We start from the raw sequence: 15,819 nt of genomic DNA on the forward strand, positions 1-15,819 counted from the left end.
TACCTCGACGTATCGAGGGCCATCCCCGTGCTCGACCGACCGCAGGGCAACGTCGACCGCAGCATGGGTGACGTGCACCCGCTGGGCAATCCGCACTACTGGCTCGATCCCGAGAACGGCCGGCGCATCGCGCGGCTGTTCGAGGCGAAGTTCGCGCAGCTCGATCCGGCCAACGCCGCCGTCTACGACCGGAACGAGCGGGCGTTCGAGGAGCGGTTGAACGCCGCGGAGAAGAGCTGGCAAGCCGATCTCGATGCCATCCGCGGCAAGCCGGTGGTCGCGTGGCACACGAGCTGGCGCTACTTCGCCGAGTACAACGGGATGAACATCGTGGGCTTCATGGAGCCCAAGCCGGGGGTCCCGCCGTCACCCTCGCATCTCGCGGGTCTCATCGCCACGATGCGGCGCACGGGGGCGAAGGTGATCGTGATGGAGCCGTACTACGACAAGCGCACGGCGGACTTCGTGGCGCAGCGGACGGGCGCGCGGGTGCTCGTCCTTCCCCCTTCCGTGGGCGGCGTGCGGACGATCACCGACTACATCCAGCTGATGCAGTACGACGTGGGCCAGCTTGCCGCGGCGGTGAGATGAGCGACCTGGTGCGCTTCGACGGGGTGGCGCTCGGCTACGGGCGCCGCACCATCCTCTCCGGGCTGAGCTTCGCCGTCTCGGAGGGCGACTTCCTGGGGCTGGTGGGGCCGAACGGGGCGGGGAAGACCACGGTGCTGCGCGCCATCCTGGGCACGCTGGCGCCGCAGGAGGGCACGCTCGTGCGCTCGGACGCGCTGCGCTTCGGCTACGTGCCGCAGCGCGACCAGGTGGACTACAACTTTCCGCTGAAGGTGCTGGACGTGGTGCTGATGGGGCGCTACGACCGCATCGGCCTGGGGCGCCGCCCGGGGAAGGACGACCGCGCGCGGGCGATGGCCGCGCTGGAGCACGTGGGCATCCCCGAGCTGGCGGGGCGGCAGCTGAAAGACCTGTCGGGCGGGCAGAAGCAGCGCGCGCTGATCGCCCGCGCCCTGGTCGGCGAGCCCAACGTGCTGGTGCTGGACGAGCCGACCAACGGGATGGACCTGGTGTCGACGACGCAGATCCTGGGGCTCGTGCGCGAGCTGCACGAGCGCGACGGACTCACGGTGATCATGGTGAGCCACGCGCTGAACGAGGTGGCCAACTACGTGGAGCGCATCGCCCTGGTGGTGGGCGGCGGGTTCCGCATCGGCACGGTGGACGAGATCATGACCGAGCCGGTGCTGAGCGAGATGTACGGCATTCCCGTGGAGGTCGACTCGTTCGAGGGGCACCGCATCGTGCTGGCGCGCCGCTTCGCCCCCGGACAGGAGGCGCACCGTGCTTGACGCCGTCCTTCTCTTCCGAGAGGCGCTGTACGGGGCGCTGGTGATCGCGCTCGCCTGCTCGGTCCTCGGCGTCTACGTGGTGCTGCGCCGCATCGTGTTCGTCGGCGCGGCGCTGGCGCAGCTCTCCTCCGCGGGGATCGCGCTGGCGCTCTTCCTCTCCGGCTACGGAGCGATGGCGGCGCTCGGCGCGCACCCGGTGGCGCTGGCGCTGGTGGTGACGCTGGCCGGCGCGCTCTTCTTCGGCGTGGAGGGCGGCGGGCGCGGGCCGGTGCCGCCGGACGCCACCATCGGCGTCACCTACGCCGTCGCCGCGGCCGCGGGGATCCTGCTCGTCGCGAAGGCGGCGACCGGCGAGGCGCACGACATCTTCCTGCAGGGCAACATCCTGAGCATCACGAGGACGGACACGCTGGTGCTGCTGGGCGTGTCCATCCCCGTGCTGCTGGTGCATCTCCTGTTCTACAAGGAGTTCCTGTTCGTCTCGTTCGACCGCGAGACGGCGCGGACGCTGGGGTACCGCGTGGGGGGATGGAACCTGCTGCTGTACCTGACGCTGGGGCTGGTGATCGCCTTCGCCATGCAGTTCGCAGGGGTGATGCTGGTGTTCAACTTCCTCGTCCTTCCCGCGGTGACGGGGCTGCTGCTGGCGCGGGGGATGGCGGGCGTGTTCGCGTGGTCGGTCGGGTCGGCGATCCTGGCCGCGGTGATCGGCTTCACCCTGTCGGTGCCGTACGACCTGCCCACGGGGCCGGCGATCATCTGCGTCTCCGGCCTGCTGGCGCTGCTGGCCTGGGGGATCCGCGCGCTGCGGCGGTAGCCATCATCCCGGGGGCGATTGAACCTTCGGCGCGTGCCGCGGTAGATTACACCGCGGCACGCGCCGCTTTCGACCACCGACGTACGATCCGCCGATGACCCGAATCTCCAGAATCTTCCGCACCCTGGCCGCCGCGGCGTGCCTGCTGGCCGCCGCCTGCTCCGACACGTCCGGCACGGGACAGCCGGCGCAGCAGGGCAAGTACCAGGTGCTGATCTACGACGAGGCCACGCAGCAGGTGTACGCGCAGGTGTTCGCCGACGGCACGGTGCAGGGCGGCATCGCCGTTCCCACCGGCGGCCAGCGCCACCTGATCCTCCGGCTGCTGACGGATACCAACGTCCCCGCCGGCATCGGGCCGGGCGACGAGGTGCGGGTGAACGTGACCAACACGGTGGTGGCCGGCTTCCACCTGGACAGCCAGCAGGCGAACGTGCTGCACGGCACGCTGACCGGCGGCTCGCAGGGCGCCACCACGCTGCGGGTGCAGTACATCCAGGGCGGCTTCACCGTGTACCAGTCGCCGTCCGTCGGGGTGACGGTGAGCTGAGCCGCGGCGCCGTCACGGCCGTCTGCTGATGGACTAGGGGCCCCGATTCGCGGATGCGGATCGGGGCCCTGTCGCGGCACCCCGAATGGAATTCGGGGGCAACAACAGCACAAAGTCCCTGCGGGACTGCTATCCGGCATGGTCACGACAAGCGGAGGTTGGTGCTGAATTTTTTCTTCCTCCTCTATTGCGGAGCGGGAATGGGCCAGACTGGCGGACAGATGCTTCGCAGGCGAGCAGATCTCGCCCTGCAGTCCCGCAGGGACTTTGTGCTTTTGTTGCCGCGAATTTATTCGCCTTCCCCCCCGCCGCCGCGCGCAGATCCATTTCTCCGGCTTAACACCCGCCACCCTTCCCGTGTCACAGATCGTCGGGAGACGCTAGGGCCGCTTCGCTTCGCGGCCCGCGGCGCAGTCCGCGCAGATGCCGTGGAAGGTGAGGCGGTGGTCGGTGACGGTGAAGCCGTACTCGCGCTGGATCGTCTCGAAGGTCGCGCGCGGGATGCCGCAGACGGGGACGGTCCACATCCGCCCGCACCCGTCGCAGTGCAGGTGGTGCGTGTGCGCCGCATCGTCCACCAGCTCGTAGCGCTCGCCGCCGGGGCCGCCGGGCACCTGCCGCGCCAGCCCCAGCTCCACCAGCCAGTGCAGCGCGCGGTACACGGTCACCAGGTCCACGGGGCCGGCGGCCAGGTGCAGGTCGCGCACGCTGGCCGGGCCGTTGGACGCGAGCAGCGACTCGATCACCGCGCGGCGGGCGCGCGTCAGCCGCTGCCCTCGGCGGCCAAGCTGGTCGAAGATATCGGATGCGGTGGGAGACACGGGCCGGAAATACGGGTCAGCGGACGAGTGCTACACGGAAATGGCATTCCGTGGACGGCAGCAGAGAGACAATATACATGCCACGCGCCGTTCGTCCACCGTGTTCATCATCTTCCCGCTCTCCCGCGCGGCCCGTTTGCTTGACCGGCCGCGGGGGCCCGGCTAGATTTTCGGCCACCGGAAGTGGCGGGGAGCTCCATTTTTGAGCCAACGCCTTTGAAGCCGGGGGCTTCGTTCACCGGCCCACGCCACGCCCTGCACGGGAAGGCGGAAGCCGGGGAGGGGCCACCCACCCGTGTTCGCACGAGGCTTCGAAAATCCTCCCCGTCGTTTCCGTACCAGGCCGGCTCCGCGCAAACCGGGGCCGGCCTTTTCCACAGGCAGAAGCTTTCAGGGAGACCGCCTTGCCCACCGTACGCGTGACCCGGCGGGTGCACTTCAACGCCGCGCACCGCCTGCACAATCCGGCGCTCGGCGACGACGAGAACCGGCGCATCTACGGTCTGTGTAACAGCCCCAACTGGCACGGGCACAACTACGACCTGGACATCACCGTCGAGGGCGAGCCCGACCCGCGCACGGGGTATCTCGTGGACCTGGGGGAGGTGCGCGACGCGGCCGGGGAGGTGCTGAAGGAGGTGGACCACCGCAACCTGAACCTCGACGTGCCGTGGCTGGAGGGGGTCATCCCCTCCACCGAGAACCTGGTGGTCGCGCTCTGGCGGCAGCTGGCGCCGCGCATCCCGCGGGGGCGGCTGGCGCGGCTGGTGCTGTACGAGACGCCCCGCAACTGGGCGGAATACGAGGGAGACTGAGATGGCGGAGCTGACCCTGCACGATCACGCGAGCGCCCACCGCGAGGACGAGGCGGGCGGCGGCGAGTACGCGGAGCTGGTGCGCCGGATGCTGCTGGCGCTGGGCGAGGACCCGGAGCGCGAAGGCCTGCGCCGCACCCCCGAGCGGGTGGAGAAGGCCATGCGATGGCTCACCCGCGGCTACGGCCTGTCGGTGGAGGAGGCCGTCGGCGGCGCGGTGTTCGACGAGGGCCACCACAACATGGTGATCGTGAAGGACATCGAGATGTACTCGATGTGCGAGCACCACATGCTCCCCTTCTTCGGCAAGGTGCACATCGCCTACATTCCCAACGGGCGGATCGTGGGGCTCAGCAAGCTGCCGCGCGTGGTGGAGGTGTTCGCGCGGCGGCTGCAGGTGCAGGAGCGCATGACCGAGCAGATCGCCGGCGCGCTGATGGACGTGCTGCGCCCCGAGGGCGTGGGCGTGGTGATCGAGGCCGCGCACCTGTGCATGATGATGCGCGGGGTGGAGAAGCAGAACTCGAAGACCATCACCAGCGCCATGAAGGGCGTGTTCCTGGAAGACATCCGCACCCGCGAGGAGTTCCTGCGCCTGGTGCACTCCACGCACGGGGGGATGTAAGGGGCGGAGCAGTGAAGTATCCTCCCGAGCGATCGAAGGGCGGCTGAAGCCGCGGCGCTGCGGCTTCAGCCGCCGGTGCGGGGGTAAGCCGCGCGGCGGGGCGGCGGAGGGGACGGTGGATGTCGGGACGAGAGTCGCGCCGCCTGGGTGGCGCGACTATCTTGTGCGCCCCCGCCCCGGCATCCGGGCGCGGACCGGACGGACGGGAGGGGAGGATGACGGAGCACGAGGAGATGATCGGGGGGGAGCCGGCGCCGGCGCGCGGCTCCGCGCCGGCGGGCGAGCTGGCGGGGAAGACGGTGGTGGTCACCGGCGCCTCGCGCGGGATCGGGCTGGAGGTGGCGCGCGAGATGGTGCGCGCCGGCGCCTGGGTGGGGATGGTGGCGCGCGGCAGCGACGCGCTTCTCCGCGCCGCGGCCGAGGTCGGCGGCCACGCCATCCCCGGCGACGTGGGCGAGCCGGCGGGAGTCCACGCCGTGGCCACCTACGTCTCCGAGCTGCTGGGCGACGCGCCCGACGTGCTGGTGAGCTCCGCGGGCGCCTTCTCGCTGGCGCCGCTGGCGGAGACCGACCCGGCGGACTTCGAGCGGCAGGTGGCCGTGAACCTCCGCGGCCCCTTTCTCCTCGTCCGCGCCTTCCTGCCGCTGATGCTGCGGCGGCGCGCGGGACACCTGATCCACGTCGGTTCCGTCGCGGGGCGCGTGGCCTTTCCCGAGAACGGGGCGTACAGCGCCAGCAAGTTCGGGCTGCGCGGGCTGCACGAGGTGCTGCTGCAGGAGATCCGCGGCACCGGCGTGCGCGCGACGCTGGTGGAGCCGGCGGCGACCGACACCGCGCTGTGGGACGCCGTCGGGGCCCGGCCGGGGCTCCCGCCGCGCCAGGCCATGCTGCGCGCCGCCGACGTGGCGCGCGTGGTGATGTTCGCCGCGGCCCAGCCGCGGCACGTGCAGATCCCCACCATCGCGGTCGAGGCCGCGGGGTAGACCCAGGGCGGAATGTTCCTGCTGAACGTGAAGGCGCACTACGACGCCGCGCACTTCCTGCGCAACTACCACGGCAAGTGCGAGAAGCTGCACGGCCACCGCTACGAGGTGGAGGCCGGGCTGGCCTTCGACGACGTGGGCGACGGCGGGATGGCGTACGACTTCGGCGAGGCCAAGCGGCATCTCCGCGCCGTGGCCGACCGGCTGGACCACGAGAACATCAACGACCTGCCGCCCTTCACCGAGATCGAGCCGAGCGCCGAGAACCAGGCGCGCTGGATCTTCGGGGAGATGCGGGATCTCCTGGGCCCGCTCGCGGATCATCTCGTCTACGTCCGCGTGTGGGAGACGCCGAACCAGTACGCCCAGTACAGTCTGAAGCCGACGTGGTGACGGGGCTCACGCGGAGACGCGGAGGCGTTCACCATGCACCTCCGCGTCTCCGCGTCTCCGCGTCTCCGCGTGAGATCCAGCGATCCCTGGAGACGCGAAGATGTATCTCCTGCTGACCGACGTCCTCGCCTGTCCCCGCTGCGGGCCGGAGTTCGGGCTGGTGCTCCTCGCCGACCGCATTGACGAGCGGCGGGTGATGGAAGGGCGGCTGGGGTGCCCCAACTGCCGCGAGCAGTATCCCATCCACGACGGGGTGCTGAACGTGCGGACGGCGGGGGACGCGCCCGCATCCCCATCCCCATCTCCCGAAAACGCCGTTGGGGAAGGCGAGGCGGCGGTGCGGCTGGCGGCGCTGCTGGGGCTGGCGGACGCCCGGGGGACGGTGCTGCTGGCCGGCCCCGGCGCGATGCTTGCCGGTGCCGTCGCGGACCTGGTTCCCGAGGTGGAGGTCGTCGCCTTCGCGGCCGAGCCGCCATCGACTGGCGGCGAGCGGCCCGGGGTGAGCCGGATCGCGGGCGGGGGGCGGTTCCCCTTCCGGAGCGGGACACTGCGTGGCGTGGCGCTGGCCGGCGGGGGGGATGAGACGGTGTTGATGGAGGGGCTGCGCGTGCTGCAGCCGGGCGCGCGGCTGGTGGTGGAGCAGGCCGCGCCGGGGACGGCGGAGCGCCTGGCCGCCATGGGCGCGCAGGTGATGCTGGACCAGGAGGGAACCGTGGTCGCGCGCGCCGTGGGCGAGCCCGTGCGGCTGCGGGTGAACGCCCTCCGCTGACCCGTCCGAATCGGTTGCGCGCGGCGGGGTGGCGCGGGTAACTTGCAGATTCACGGGCCGCGCCCGAACGGCCCTGTCAGGCCCTTCCCGCGCGCTCCGCAGGCGGCACTTCCCGGGTCCCGCACGGTCTCTCGGCAACGCGACAATGTCCTGGTTCACCAAGCTGATCAACGGCCGCTCCGGACCCGCGGCGAAGGACCCGGATTACTACGAGGAAGGAACGGTGCTCCTCCGCGAGGAGAAGTACCACGAGGCGCTGACCTCCTTCCGGCTGGCGCTGCGCGAGAGCCCCAACGACACCGACGTGCTGCAGCAGATCGCGGTGACGTACACGCGCATCGGGATGACCGACGAGGCCACGCGCACCTACCGCCGCGTGCTGGAGCTGAAGCCGCACGCCAGCGGGGCGCACTACGGGCTGGCTTTCCTGCTGCTGCAGCAGGGAAACACCGACGAGGCGGTGGCGCACCTGCGCGCCTTCCTGGCGCGCCCGCCGCAGCACGCCACCGCGCAGCGCCACGTGACCCACGCGCAGAAGACGCTGGCCGAGCTGACCGGCGAGGGCGAGGTGGACGACGCCGCCCCCGGCTCGCCGGACCTGCGGCTGGACCTCTGACGGGCGTGGACGCGGACGCCGTGGCCGTGGTGCTGATGACGGCGCCGGACGCGGAGACGGCGCGAAGCATCGCCCGCGCGCTGGTGGAGGAGCGGCTCATCGCCTGCGCCAGCCTCGTCCCCGGCGTGACGTCCATCTACCGCTGGGAGGGCGCGGTGGAGGAAGCGGCCGAGCTGCTGGTGGTGATGAAGACGCGGCCCGCGCTGCTGGAGCGGCTCTTCGCGCGCGCCGCCGAGCTGCACCCGTACGAGGTGCCCGAGCTGCTGGCGGTGCCGGTGGCCGGCGGGCTGGCGGCCTACTGCCGGTGGGTGGCGGAGGAGACGGAGGGCGGCGGCGCGTGACCCGGAGCCCCGCGTTGCAGTCGGAAGACGGAGCAGGAGCCGAGCAGGACGGCGTGACCCCCGCGACACCCGAGCAAGTGATGCCCCGCAAGACGCAGGAGCTGGACAACCCCGAAGCCGGGAACGGCGCCCCCGCGCCGGCCGAGGCCCCCGCCGCCGAGGCGAACGGGAAGACCGCGCGCGCGCCCCGGCGCACTCGCGCGGCCGCCCCGGCCGACCCCGCGGTGGACCAGGCCGTGGCCGAGCGGCTGGAGCGCGCCGAGGCGCTGGCCGAGAGCGGCGCGCACGCCGAGGCCGCCGAGGCCTATGCGGCGGTGGTGGCGCTGCGCCCCGACAGCGTGCGCGCGCTGCTGGGCGTGGGAACGGAGCTGGCCGCGCAGGGGAAGTACGAGGCCGCCGAGAAGGAGCTGCGCCGCGCCGAGAAGCTGGCCCCCGACGACGCGGCCGTGCACCTGCAGCTGGGCTCGGCCATGCTGAAGCGCGGCAACTACCCCGCGGCGGCCGCCTCTCTGCGCCGCGCGGTGGAGCTGGACCCCGACGGCGGGCAGGCGTACGTGCTGCTGGGCGAGGCGCTGAACCAGATGGCCGAGAGCGACGCCGCCATCGAGGTGCTCGAGGCCGCGGTGCGCATCCAGCCCGAGAGCAGCAAGGCCTACTACGCCATGGGGATCGCGTACGACCGCAAGGGGAACCACGACCGCGCGGCCGAGATGTACCGGCTGAGCCGCGAGGTCGCCAGCCGCTGATCTCCCGTCCCGGAGAAAACATCGACCGCCCGTCCCTGCATCGGGGGACGGGCGGTCTTTTTACAGATGGATCTCATGCGGAGACGCGGAGACGCGGAAGTGGCTGGCGAGCGTCTCCGCGCCTCCGCGTCTCCGCGTGAGACCTAGCGATGCTGGAAGGGCGGGGGGATGCGGACGGTGAAGATGCTGCCGCCGGGGAAGCGGCTCTCCACCTCCACGTCGCCGCCCAGGAGGCGGGCCAGGTTGCGGGTGACGGAGAGCCCCAGCCCCGTGCCGCCCACGCGCCGCGTGGGTGCCTGCTCCACCTGCGAGAAGGCGTCGAAGATCCGCTCCAGGTTCTCGGGCGCGATGCCGATCCCCGTGTCGGAGACGGAGATGCGCGCCTCGCCGCCGGGGGCGCGCGACAGCTCCACCCGGATCTCGCCCGCGTCGGTGAACTTCACCGAGTTGGAAAGGAGGTTCAGCACGATCTGGTGCAGCTTGCCCTCGTCCGTCGCTGCGTGCACCGGCTCGTCCGGCGTCACGACGGTGAAGCGGAGCCCCTTCTGCACGGCCAGCGGCTCCACCATCGACGCGGCCTCGCGCACCACGAGACCCAGCTCCACGTCGTCCGTCATCACCGTCTCGCGCCCCGCCTCGATGCGCGAGAAGAGGAGCACGTCCTCGATCAGGCGCAGCAGGTGCTTGCTGCCCGCGCGGATGCGGCCCAGGTGCTCGCGCTGCACGGTGCTCAGGTCGCCGGCCACCCCCGCGTCCAGCAGGTCGGCGTAGCCGATGATGGCGTTCAGCGGGGTGCGCAGCTCGTGGCTCATCACCGCCAGGAACTGCCCCTTGGCGGCGTTGGCCTGCAGCGCCGACTGGTACAGCCGCCCGTTGTCCAGCGCCAGCGCCATCCGCCCCGCCAGCTCCTCGAGCTGCGCCTGGTCGCGCTCGCCGTACGGCGTCATCCCCTCCGTGGCCGCCAGGGTGACCACGCCCAGCAGGTGGCCGCGCGCCACCATGGGCGCGGAAAGGACGGAGCGCACCCCCGCGGCGGCCGCCTCGCTCCCCTCCTCCGGGGCGGTGCGCACGGGGCGCAGGGCGCGCGGCCCCGGCGCGCGCACGTCGACCGTGCCGGAGCGGCCGAGCCTGCGCAGCGCGTCCGCCACCTCCGGCGGGAAGGCGCTGGCGGAGGCGGAGGCCGAGGGGCGCGGCTCGCCGTCCTCGCTGCACAGCTCGACGGCGCACCAGGCCGCCAGCCTTCCCAGCGCCAGCGCGGCGATGCGGGGGAGGGTGGACTCGGGCTCCACCGTGGAGCCCAGCTCCGCGCCCGCCTCGCCGAACAGGCGCTGCCACTCTTCCTCGCGCCGCCGGCCGGTGACGTCCACGCTGGAGGCGATCCACTCGCGCACGCCGCCGTCGGCCAGGGGGACGGGGACGGCGATGGCCAGGGTGTCGCGGTACTCGCCGTCGGCGCGGCGCAGGCGGTACTCGTCGCGGTAGTGCGTTCCCGCGGCCACGGCCTGCGTCCACGCGGCGGCGGCGCGGTCGCGCTCGGCGGGATGCACCGCGGCGAGCCACCCGTCCCCCGCCGCGTCGCTCCCCGTGAACGCGGTCCACCCCTCCGACGTCTCGTGCACGCCCGACGCGCCGGCGGTCCAGAGGATGTCGCTGGTTCCCGCCACCAGCGCGCGGAAGCGCTCCTCGCTGCGGCGGATGGCCTCGTCCACCTCGCGGGCACGCAGCAGCGCGTTCACCGTGGCCACCAGCTCGCGCGGCTCCACCGGCTGCGTCAGGTAGCCGTCGGCGCCCAGCTCCAGCCCCTGCACGCGGTGCTCGGAGGTGCGGTAGGCGGCGGAAAGGTAGAGGACGGGAAGGCTGGCCAGCCGCGGGTTGGCGCGGATGCGGCGGCAGACCTCGAAGCCGTCGACGTCGGGGAGGTTCACGTCCAGCAGCACCAGGTCCAGCCGCCCGGCCTCCTCGGTGGCCAGGCGCAGCCCGTCGATGCCGGTGGCGGCCTCGATGACGTCGAAGCCGGCCTGCCGCAGCACGCGCGAAGTGGCGTAGCGGCCCGCTTCGTAGTCGTCCACGTTCAGCACCAGGATGTGGCGGTGCACGTCGCCGTGCACGCCTCCGGTGCGCTCAAGCGTTGCCATCGTCCACTCCGCCGTCGCTTTCTCCTTCGGGCCGCTGGTAGGTGGCCGGGAGCTCCAGGGTGAAGGTGGAGCCCTGGCCCACCCGGCTCTCCACCGAGACGCGCCCGCCCAGCAGCTCGCCCAGCTTGCGCGAGAGCGGGAGGCCGAGCCCCGTTCCCCGGCGGCGCCGCTGCAGCGCGCCGTCCACCTGGCCGAAGTCCTCGAAGATGCGCGCCAGGTCCTCGGCGGCAATGCCGATCCCCGTGTCGGCCACCACCAGCGCCACCCGCCCCGGCTCCGCCATGCGCGCGGTGACCCGCACCTCGCCCCCTTCGGTGAACTTCAGGGCGTTGGAGATGAAGTTCCTGAGGATCTGCGCGACCTTGGCCTCGTCGGTCTCCAGCTCGGGGAGCGCCGAGGCGTCCTCGAACACCAGCTGCGTCTTCTCCCCCGCCAGCAGGGGACGGAGCGTGGCGCGCAGGAGGTCGAACAGGTCGGGGATGGTGAAGCGCGAAGCGTGCACCGCCACCTTCCCCGCGTCCACCCGCGCGGTGTCGAGCAGGTCGTCGACCAGGTTCAGCAGGTCGCGCGCGGAGCGGCGCACGTACGCCACCTGCTTCTCCTGCTCCTCCGTCAATTCCCCGTCCACCCGGTCGAGGAGGAGGCCGGTGAGCGCGAGCATGGAGTCCAGCGGGGTGCGGAACTCGTGGCTCATGTAGCTCATGAACTGCGCCCGGAGCGCGTTGGCGCGGCGCAGCTGGTCCACCCGCTCGTCCAGCTCGGCGTAGAGCGCGACCACGCCGCGGTTGGTGTCGGCCAGCTCCTTGTTCAGCGAATGGAGCTCTTCCTGCCGCGAGCGTGCCTCGGCCAGCGCGGCGATCAGCTCGCGGTTCTGGCGCTGCACCTCGTCCACCGCGCTGGGCGGGGCCTGGCGGGCCAGCTCGGCGGCCACGCGCGCCCGCGCCGCGTCGTCCACCGGCGGGGCGGTGCGGGGGATGCGCTTCCCCAGCTCCACGACCGTTCCCTCGCCGGGGCGCGAGTCCAGGGCGAAGGTGTCCATCAGCCGGCGCGTGCCCGCGATCCCCATCCCCATTCCCGTGCGGGAGACGTAGCGCCCGTCCAGCACCTCGTCCAGCGCGGCGATCCCCGGGCCGCGGTCTTCCACGCGCGCCGCCAGCAGCTGCGCGCCGGGCGGGCCGTCCACCCGCAGCTCCATGCGGCCGTAGCGGGCGTAGCGCACGGCGTTGCGGGCGATCTCGGAGACGGCGGTGGCGAAGCGCGTCTGGTCCTGCACGTCGAACCCCAGCAGCTCGGCCACCTGCCGCGCCCGCTGCCGCGCGGTCACCACGTCGGCGTCGGCGCGCAGCTCCAGGGCGACGAGCGCGGAAGAGGGGGAAGCGCTCACGCGGGGGGCTCGCGGGCGGCGGCCACGGTGGCGTCGTCGTTGCCGCGGGTGAAGTCGCGGTACAGGACGGCGGCAACGACGGCGGGGTCGCGCGTCTGCAGGCCGGGGTAGCGCCCCAGGTCCCACCGCGTGCCCACGCCGTCGCTGTGCATCACCAGCAGCGAGGCGCGGCTCCAGGCGTACTCGAACTCGTGCACCTTGCGCATCTCGTGCCCCACGATGCCGTTGTGCGACACCATGCTCTGGTCGCGGCCGGGGGTGAGCACGGCGGCGGAGATGTTTCCCACGCCGCAGAAGCGCACCCGCCCCGACGCGGTGCCCACCTCGGCGACGGCCACCGCGGCGCCGCGGGTGGAGCGCATGGAGCGGTGCATCCGCTCCAGCAGCGCGGCGGGGCGCTCGGCCGCGTGCGCGCGGAAGACGCGGACCGCCTCGCGCGCGGCCGCGGCGGCGTCGGGGCCGTGCCCCAGCCCGTCGGCCACGATCACCACGGTCCGTCCCGGCGTCGACGCGCTGGCCCACGCGTCGCCGCACACCTCCTGGCCGGGCTTGGGGATGGAGAGCGCCGCCACGGACAGGCCGGGGACCGCCTCGTCGGGAGGGGGGGTGGCCCAGACGCGGGAAAGGACGACGGTGCCGCTCCCGGCCAGGGTGAAGAGCTCGAACTCGTCGGACTGGCGCCGGAGCGCCCCCATCCCCGTTCCCGGGCTTCCCGCGGTGCTGAAGCCGTCGCGGATGCAGGCCGTAGGGTCGGCCATCCCGGGACCGGAGTCGACCGCCAGCAGCTCGATCCCCAGCACCTCGCCGCGGTTGCAGCCGCGCACGAACACGGTGCCGCCGGCGCGCGCGTGCTTGGCGAGGTTCGTCGCGGCCTCGGTGGCGATGATGGCCGCGCGGCCGGCCGCGGTCTCGTCCAGCTCCAGCACCGCCGCCAGCCTGGCCACGCGGCGCCGCACCTCGCCCGCCGCGCTGGCGTCGCCCGGCGCGACGGGAACGGCCTCGCCCGCTACTTCCATTTCACCACCGTGATGCTCGTCCCCTCGCCCGGGGCCGAGCGGATGTGGAACTCGTTGACCAGCCTGCGCGCGCCGCCCAGCCCCAGCCCCAGCCCGCCCCCCGAGGTGAAGCCGTCCTGCAGCGCGCGCTCGATGTCGGGAATGCCGGGGCCCTGGTCGTCGAACACCAGGCGCAGGCCGCGGCGGATCCCCTCCTCCAGCTGCTCCAGGCGCAGGGTGCCGCCGCCGCCGTACACCACGGTGTTGCGGGCCAGCTCGCTGGCGGCGGTCACCAGCTTGGTCTGGTCGATGAGCGAGAACCCCATCTCCACGGCCCAGCTGCGCACCGCCTGGCGGGAGTACACCACGTCCTCCTCGCTGCGCAGCGGGCGCGTCTCACTCCGCGTAGCCATCCACCTCCGGATAGGACAGCTCGTCGAGCGAGGCCCGCAGCAGCTCCATCCCGCGCTCCACGTTCAGCGCGGTGCGCACGCCGGGGAGCGACAGCCCCAGCTCCACCAGGGTGATGGCCACGGCGGGCTGCATCCCCACCACCACCGTCTCGGCGTCCAGCACGCGCGACATGGCGGCGATGTTCCCCAGCACGCGGCCGATGAACGAGTCCACGATCTCCAGCGACGAGATGTCGATCAGCACGCCGCGCGTGCCCTCCTTCACGATGCGCTGCGTGAGGTCGTCCTGGAGCGCCAGGGCCAGGCGGTCGTGCATGTCCACCTGGATGGTGACCAGGAGGAAGCGGCCCATCTTCAGGATCGGGATGCGGTCCATGCGCCGGCCTCAGGCGCGCGGCTGGATGCGCGTGACCGTGAAGCCGGTCTTGCGCAGCGCCAGGAGGATGGCGTCGGCGAGCGAGGCCTTGGTGGTCACGTCCTCGAGCACCACGCCCAGGTGCACGATGGTCTGGGCGATCTGCGGGCGGATGCCGGAGATGATGCACTCGGCGCCCATCAGCCGCGCGGCCGCAACGGTCTTGATCAGGTGCTGGGCCACCAGCGTGTCGACGGTGGGAACGCCGGTGATGTCGATGATGGCCACCGAGGCCTCGTTCTCCACGATGCGCCCCAGCAGGTTCTCCATCACCACCTGCGTGCGCGCGCTGTCGAGCGTGCCGATGAGCGGCACGGCCACCACGCCGTCCCACACCTTCACCACGGGGGTCGACAGCTCCAGCAGCTCCTGCTGCTGGCGGGCGATCACCTCCTCGCGGCTCTTCTGGTAGAACTCGGTGGTGTGCAGCCCCAGCGCGTCCAGGATCGAGCTGGCGCCCCAGATCTCGTCGGCCAGCCGCTCGGGCGGCACCTGCTCGCGCAGCCGCGTGAACAGCGGCTGCTTCAGCGAGAACACGAAGCGCGCGGTCTCGGACGGGCTGAAGCCCTGCAGCGCCCGGCTGCGCGAGATGGACGAAAGCACGTCGCGCACCGGCGCCCACTCGGGGCCGGCGACGCTGTCCAGCCGCCCCGTCTGCACGGCGGTGCGCAGCACGGCCAGGAACTCGGCCGACTGCTGGCGCAGCTCGGCGTCGCTCATCAGGTCGCGGCGCACGTTGGAGGCGGCGAACTGCTCGCGCATCCAGTCGTCCAGCAGCCGGGCTTCATCCTCGGCCAGCACGGCCTGGATCGCGGAGACTTCGGGCATCTCGTTTTCTCTGCGGAAGGTGTGGCAGCGGTGCGGTGTGTTCGCACCTTGCGACCGCGGGCGAGCCGAATGTCGTTCGTCGGGCCGAAGCGGCGTATGCGATCTCCGTGCCCGGCATCCTCGAACGGCGCGCGTCCTCAACGGACGTTGAGACCTTCCGTTGCGGATACGTGATCGTGACGCGATCGGGGGATGCGCGAGACGGAGCCCAGCCACATTCCGGCATCCGACAATGACCTGCGACATGGAGACGACGATGCTGGAGATGCTGGAAAGCCTGAACGGCGGCGCGGACGAGGTCCCGCCGCTGCCGCTGCCCGAGGTGGTGGACACGCCCGCCGTGGTGCTGGCGGGGATGCTGGCCGGCGGCCGGCGCCCGCTGGTGCTGGATGCCTCGGCCGTGCGCGAGGTGCAGCCGGGCGCGGCGCCGCTGCTGGTGTCGCTCCTGCGCGCCAAGCGCGGGGCCGGAGCGGAGGCGCGCATCGCAAACGCTTCTGCCGCGCTGCGCCGCCGCTGGGCCCGCCACGCCCTGGCCGCCTACTTCGCCGCGGACGAGGCGCCCGGCGGCGAATCGCTCTTCACCTGCCCCGACCGGGACGAGCTCGGCTTCTCGCCCAGCTGCCGCTGATCGGCAGCGAAGGGCGGCTGAAGCCGCGGCCGCGGCAACAACGACGGAAAGCCTCGCAAACGGCGCGAGGCTTCAACCGCACGGCGGCGCCGCGATCTCCCGAACTGCCTTGATGCTGGATCCGCGAGCAGATGCCGGAGAGGGAGTCCGCGAAGGCGGACTTCGGGCCGTTGTTGCCGCGAAT

The 15,819-nt window shown here is 72.4% G+C and carries 20 protein-coding genes; 13 read left to right on the top strand and 7 right to left on the bottom strand.

What is annotated here, in order from left to right:
- From VLK66_RS03905 to VLK66_RS03920, 4 genes are all read left to right on the top strand, one after another.
- The coding region (locus tag VLK66_RS03905; RefSeq protein WP_325308066.1) for a metal ABC transporter substrate-binding protein at nucleotides 1-591 on the top strand (591 nt) is incomplete at its 5' end.
- A complete protein-coding gene (locus VLK66_RS03910) occupies nucleotides 588-1,361 on the top strand; it encodes a metal ABC transporter ATP-binding protein (RefSeq protein WP_325308067.1) in 774 nt (257 codons plus the stop codon). The genes VLK66_RS03905 and VLK66_RS03910, both read left to right, overlap by 4 nt.
- Entirely contained in the window at nucleotides 1,354-2,178 is an 825-nt protein-coding gene (locus VLK66_RS03915; protein WP_325308068.1) for a metal ABC transporter permease, read from the top strand. The genes VLK66_RS03910 and VLK66_RS03915 overlap by 8 nt, the downstream gene beginning before the upstream one ends.
- 94 nt (nucleotides 2,179-2,272) lie before the next feature.
- Nucleotides 2,273-2,728 (top strand): hypothetical protein, encoded by a 456-nt coding sequence (locus VLK66_RS03920; RefSeq protein ID WP_325308069.1) that lies wholly within the window; start codon nucleotides 2,273-2,275, stop codon nucleotides 2,726-2,728.
- A 380-nt stretch (nucleotides 2,729-3,108) separates the two neighbouring features.
- Here the strand turns inward: VLK66_RS03920 and VLK66_RS03925 are convergent, their stop codons facing one another.
- On the bottom strand, nucleotides 3,109-3,549 hold the full coding sequence (locus tag VLK66_RS03925; protein ID WP_325308070.1) for a Fur family transcriptional regulator: 441 nt from the start codon (nucleotides 3,547-3,549) through the stop codon (nucleotides 3,109-3,111).
- Between the two features lie 404 nt (nucleotides 3,550-3,953).
- On the opposite strand from VLK66_RS03925, the gene VLK66_RS03930 reads away from it, so the two are divergent.
- The 8 genes from VLK66_RS03930 (at nucleotide 3,954) to VLK66_RS03965 (ending at nucleotide 8,837) form a co-directional block, all read left to right on the top strand.
- The gene (locus tag VLK66_RS03930; RefSeq protein WP_325308071.1) at nucleotides 3,954-4,364 is read left to right on the top strand and encodes a 6-pyruvoyl trahydropterin synthase family protein; all 411 of its coding nucleotides are present in this window, start codon (nucleotides 3,954-3,956) and stop codon (nucleotides 4,362-4,364) included.
- A gap of 1 nt (nucleotide 4,365) precedes the next feature.
- Nucleotides 4,366-4,989 (top strand): GTP cyclohydrolase I FolE, encoded by a 624-nt coding sequence (gene folE / locus VLK66_RS03935; protein WP_325308072.1) that lies wholly within the window; start codon nucleotides 4,366-4,368, stop codon nucleotides 4,987-4,989.
- A 215-nt stretch (nucleotides 4,990-5,204) separates the two neighbouring features.
- Nucleotides 5,205-5,972: an SDR family oxidoreductase gene (locus VLK66_RS03940; protein ID WP_325308073.1), complete on the top strand. Its 768-nt coding sequence runs from the start codon at nucleotides 5,205-5,207 to the stop codon at nucleotides 5,970-5,972.
- 12 nt (nucleotides 5,973-5,984) lie between these two features.
- Nucleotides 5,985-6,365 carry a 6-carboxytetrahydropterin synthase gene (locus VLK66_RS03945; protein WP_325308074.1) on the top strand — a complete coding sequence of 127 codons (381 nt, stop codon included), beginning with the start codon at nucleotides 5,985-5,987 and terminating at the stop codon, nucleotides 6,363-6,365.
- A 100-nt stretch (nucleotides 6,366-6,465) separates the two neighbouring features.
- Nucleotides 6,466-7,134: a Trm112 family protein gene (locus tag VLK66_RS03950; RefSeq protein ID WP_325308075.1), complete on the top strand. Its 669-nt coding sequence runs from the start codon at nucleotides 6,466-6,468 to the stop codon at nucleotides 7,132-7,134.
- A gap of 145 nt (nucleotides 7,135-7,279) precedes the next feature.
- Complete coding sequence (locus tag VLK66_RS03955) at nucleotides 7,280-7,750, top strand: tetratricopeptide repeat protein (protein ID WP_325308076.1); 471 nt, start codon at nucleotides 7,280-7,282, stop codon at nucleotides 7,748-7,750.
- Nucleotides 7,751-7,785: 35 nt separating this feature from the next.
- Entirely contained in the window at nucleotides 7,786-8,091 is a 306-nt protein-coding gene (gene cutA, locus VLK66_RS03960; RefSeq protein ID WP_349260479.1) for a divalent-cation tolerance protein CutA, read from the top strand.
- 80 nt (nucleotides 8,092-8,171) lie between these two features.
- Entirely contained in the window at nucleotides 8,172-8,837 is a 666-nt protein-coding gene (locus VLK66_RS03965) for a tetratricopeptide repeat protein (protein ID WP_325308078.1), read from the top strand.
- A gap of 143 nt (nucleotides 8,838-8,980) precedes the next feature.
- Here the strand turns inward: VLK66_RS03965 and VLK66_RS03970 are convergent, their stop codons facing one another.
- The 6 genes from VLK66_RS03970 to VLK66_RS03995 are packed head-to-tail and all read right to left on the bottom strand — an operon-like array spanning nucleotide 8,981 to nucleotide 15,007.
- Nucleotides 8,981-10,972, bottom strand: coding sequence for an ATP-binding protein (locus VLK66_RS03970; RefSeq protein ID WP_325308079.1), 1,992 nt, complete (start codon nucleotides 10,970-10,972; stop codon nucleotides 8,981-8,983).
- Nucleotides 10,959-12,356 (bottom strand): ATP-binding protein, encoded by a 1,398-nt coding sequence (locus VLK66_RS03975; protein WP_325308080.1) that lies wholly within the window; start codon nucleotides 12,354-12,356, stop codon nucleotides 10,959-10,961. The genes VLK66_RS03970 and VLK66_RS03975 overlap by 14 nt, the downstream gene beginning before the upstream one ends.
- Nucleotides 12,353-13,372, bottom strand: a complete 1,020-nt coding sequence (locus VLK66_RS03980; RefSeq protein WP_325308081.1) for a SpoIIE family protein phosphatase — start codon at nucleotides 13,370-13,372, stop codon at nucleotides 12,353-12,355. Before VLK66_RS03980 ends, VLK66_RS03975 begins: the two co-directional genes overlap by 4 nt.
- The gene (locus VLK66_RS03985; RefSeq protein ID WP_325308082.1) at nucleotides 13,363-13,764 is read right to left on the bottom strand and encodes an anti-sigma regulatory factor; all 402 of its coding nucleotides are present in this window, start codon (nucleotides 13,762-13,764) and stop codon (nucleotides 13,363-13,365) included. Before VLK66_RS03985 ends, VLK66_RS03980 begins: the two co-directional genes overlap by 10 nt.
- Nucleotides 13,748-14,140, bottom strand: coding sequence for an STAS domain-containing protein (locus VLK66_RS03990; protein ID WP_325308083.1), 393 nt, complete (start codon nucleotides 14,138-14,140; stop codon nucleotides 13,748-13,750). The genes VLK66_RS03985 and VLK66_RS03990 overlap by 17 nt, the downstream gene beginning before the upstream one ends.
- 9 nt (nucleotides 14,141-14,149) lie before the next feature.
- On the bottom strand, nucleotides 14,150-15,007 hold the full coding sequence (locus VLK66_RS03995; protein ID WP_325308084.1) for an STAS domain-containing protein: 858 nt from the start codon (nucleotides 15,005-15,007) through the stop codon (nucleotides 14,150-14,152).
- A gap of 244 nt (nucleotides 15,008-15,251) precedes the next feature.
- Between VLK66_RS03995 and VLK66_RS04000 the strand changes: the two genes are divergently transcribed.
- Nucleotides 15,252-15,635: a hypothetical protein gene (locus VLK66_RS04000; RefSeq protein WP_325308085.1), complete on the top strand. Its 384-nt coding sequence runs from the start codon at nucleotides 15,252-15,254 to the stop codon at nucleotides 15,633-15,635.
- Nucleotides 15,636-15,819 lie beyond the last annotated feature (184 nt).

The sequence above is a fragment of the Longimicrobium sp. genome, from assembly GCF_035474595.1.
Lineage (GTDB): Bacteria > Gemmatimonadota > Gemmatimonadetes > Longimicrobiales > Longimicrobiaceae > Longimicrobium.

Excerpts from the sequence above, each read along its gene's own strand:
- VLK66_RS03910 (WP_325308067.1), top strand. The coding sequence starts at position 588 with ATGAGCGACCTGGTGCGCTTCGACGGGGTGGCGCTCGGCTACGGGCGC.
- VLK66_RS03920 (WP_325308069.1), top strand. The coding sequence starts at position 2,273 with ATGACCCGAATCTCCAGAATCTTCCGCACCCTGGCCGCCGCGGCGTGC.
- folE (WP_325308072.1), top strand. The coding sequence starts at position 4,366 with ATGGCGGAGCTGACCCTGCACGATCACGCGAGCGCCCACCGCGAGGAC.
- VLK66_RS03940 (WP_325308073.1), top strand. The coding sequence starts at position 5,205 with ATGACGGAGCACGAGGAGATGATCGGGGGGGAGCCGGCGCCGGCGCGC.
- VLK66_RS03945 (WP_325308074.1), top strand. The coding sequence starts at position 5,985 with ATGTTCCTGCTGAACGTGAAGGCGCACTACGACGCCGCGCACTTCCTG.
- VLK66_RS03950 (WP_325308075.1), top strand. The coding sequence starts at position 6,466 with ATGTATCTCCTGCTGACCGACGTCCTCGCCTGTCCCCGCTGCGGGCCG.
- VLK66_RS03955 (WP_325308076.1), top strand. The coding sequence starts at position 7,280 with ATGTCCTGGTTCACCAAGCTGATCAACGGCCGCTCCGGACCCGCGGCG.
- cutA (WP_349260479.1), top strand. The coding sequence starts at position 7,786 with ATGACGGCGCCGGACGCGGAGACGGCGCGAAGCATCGCCCGCGCGCTG.
- VLK66_RS03965 (WP_325308078.1), top strand. The coding sequence starts at position 8,172 with ATGCCCCGCAAGACGCAGGAGCTGGACAACCCCGAAGCCGGGAACGGC.
- VLK66_RS03970 (WP_325308079.1), bottom strand. The coding sequence starts at position 10,972 with ATGGCAACGCTTGAGCGCACCGGAGGCGTGCACGGCGACGTGCACCGC.
- VLK66_RS03980 (WP_325308081.1), bottom strand. The coding sequence starts at position 13,372 with ATGGAAGTAGCGGGCGAGGCCGTTCCCGTCGCGCCGGGCGACGCCAGC.
- VLK66_RS03985 (WP_325308082.1), bottom strand. The coding sequence starts at position 13,764 with ATGGCTACGCGGAGTGAGACGCGCCCGCTGCGCAGCGAGGAGGACGTG.
- VLK66_RS03990 (WP_325308083.1), bottom strand. The coding sequence starts at position 14,140 with ATGGACCGCATCCCGATCCTGAAGATGGGCCGCTTCCTCCTGGTCACC.
- VLK66_RS03995 (WP_325308084.1), bottom strand. The coding sequence starts at position 15,007 with ATGCCCGAAGTCTCCGCGATCCAGGCCGTGCTGGCCGAGGATGAAGCC.
- VLK66_RS04000 (WP_325308085.1), top strand. The coding sequence starts at position 15,252 with ATGGAGACGACGATGCTGGAGATGCTGGAAAGCCTGAACGGCGGCGCG.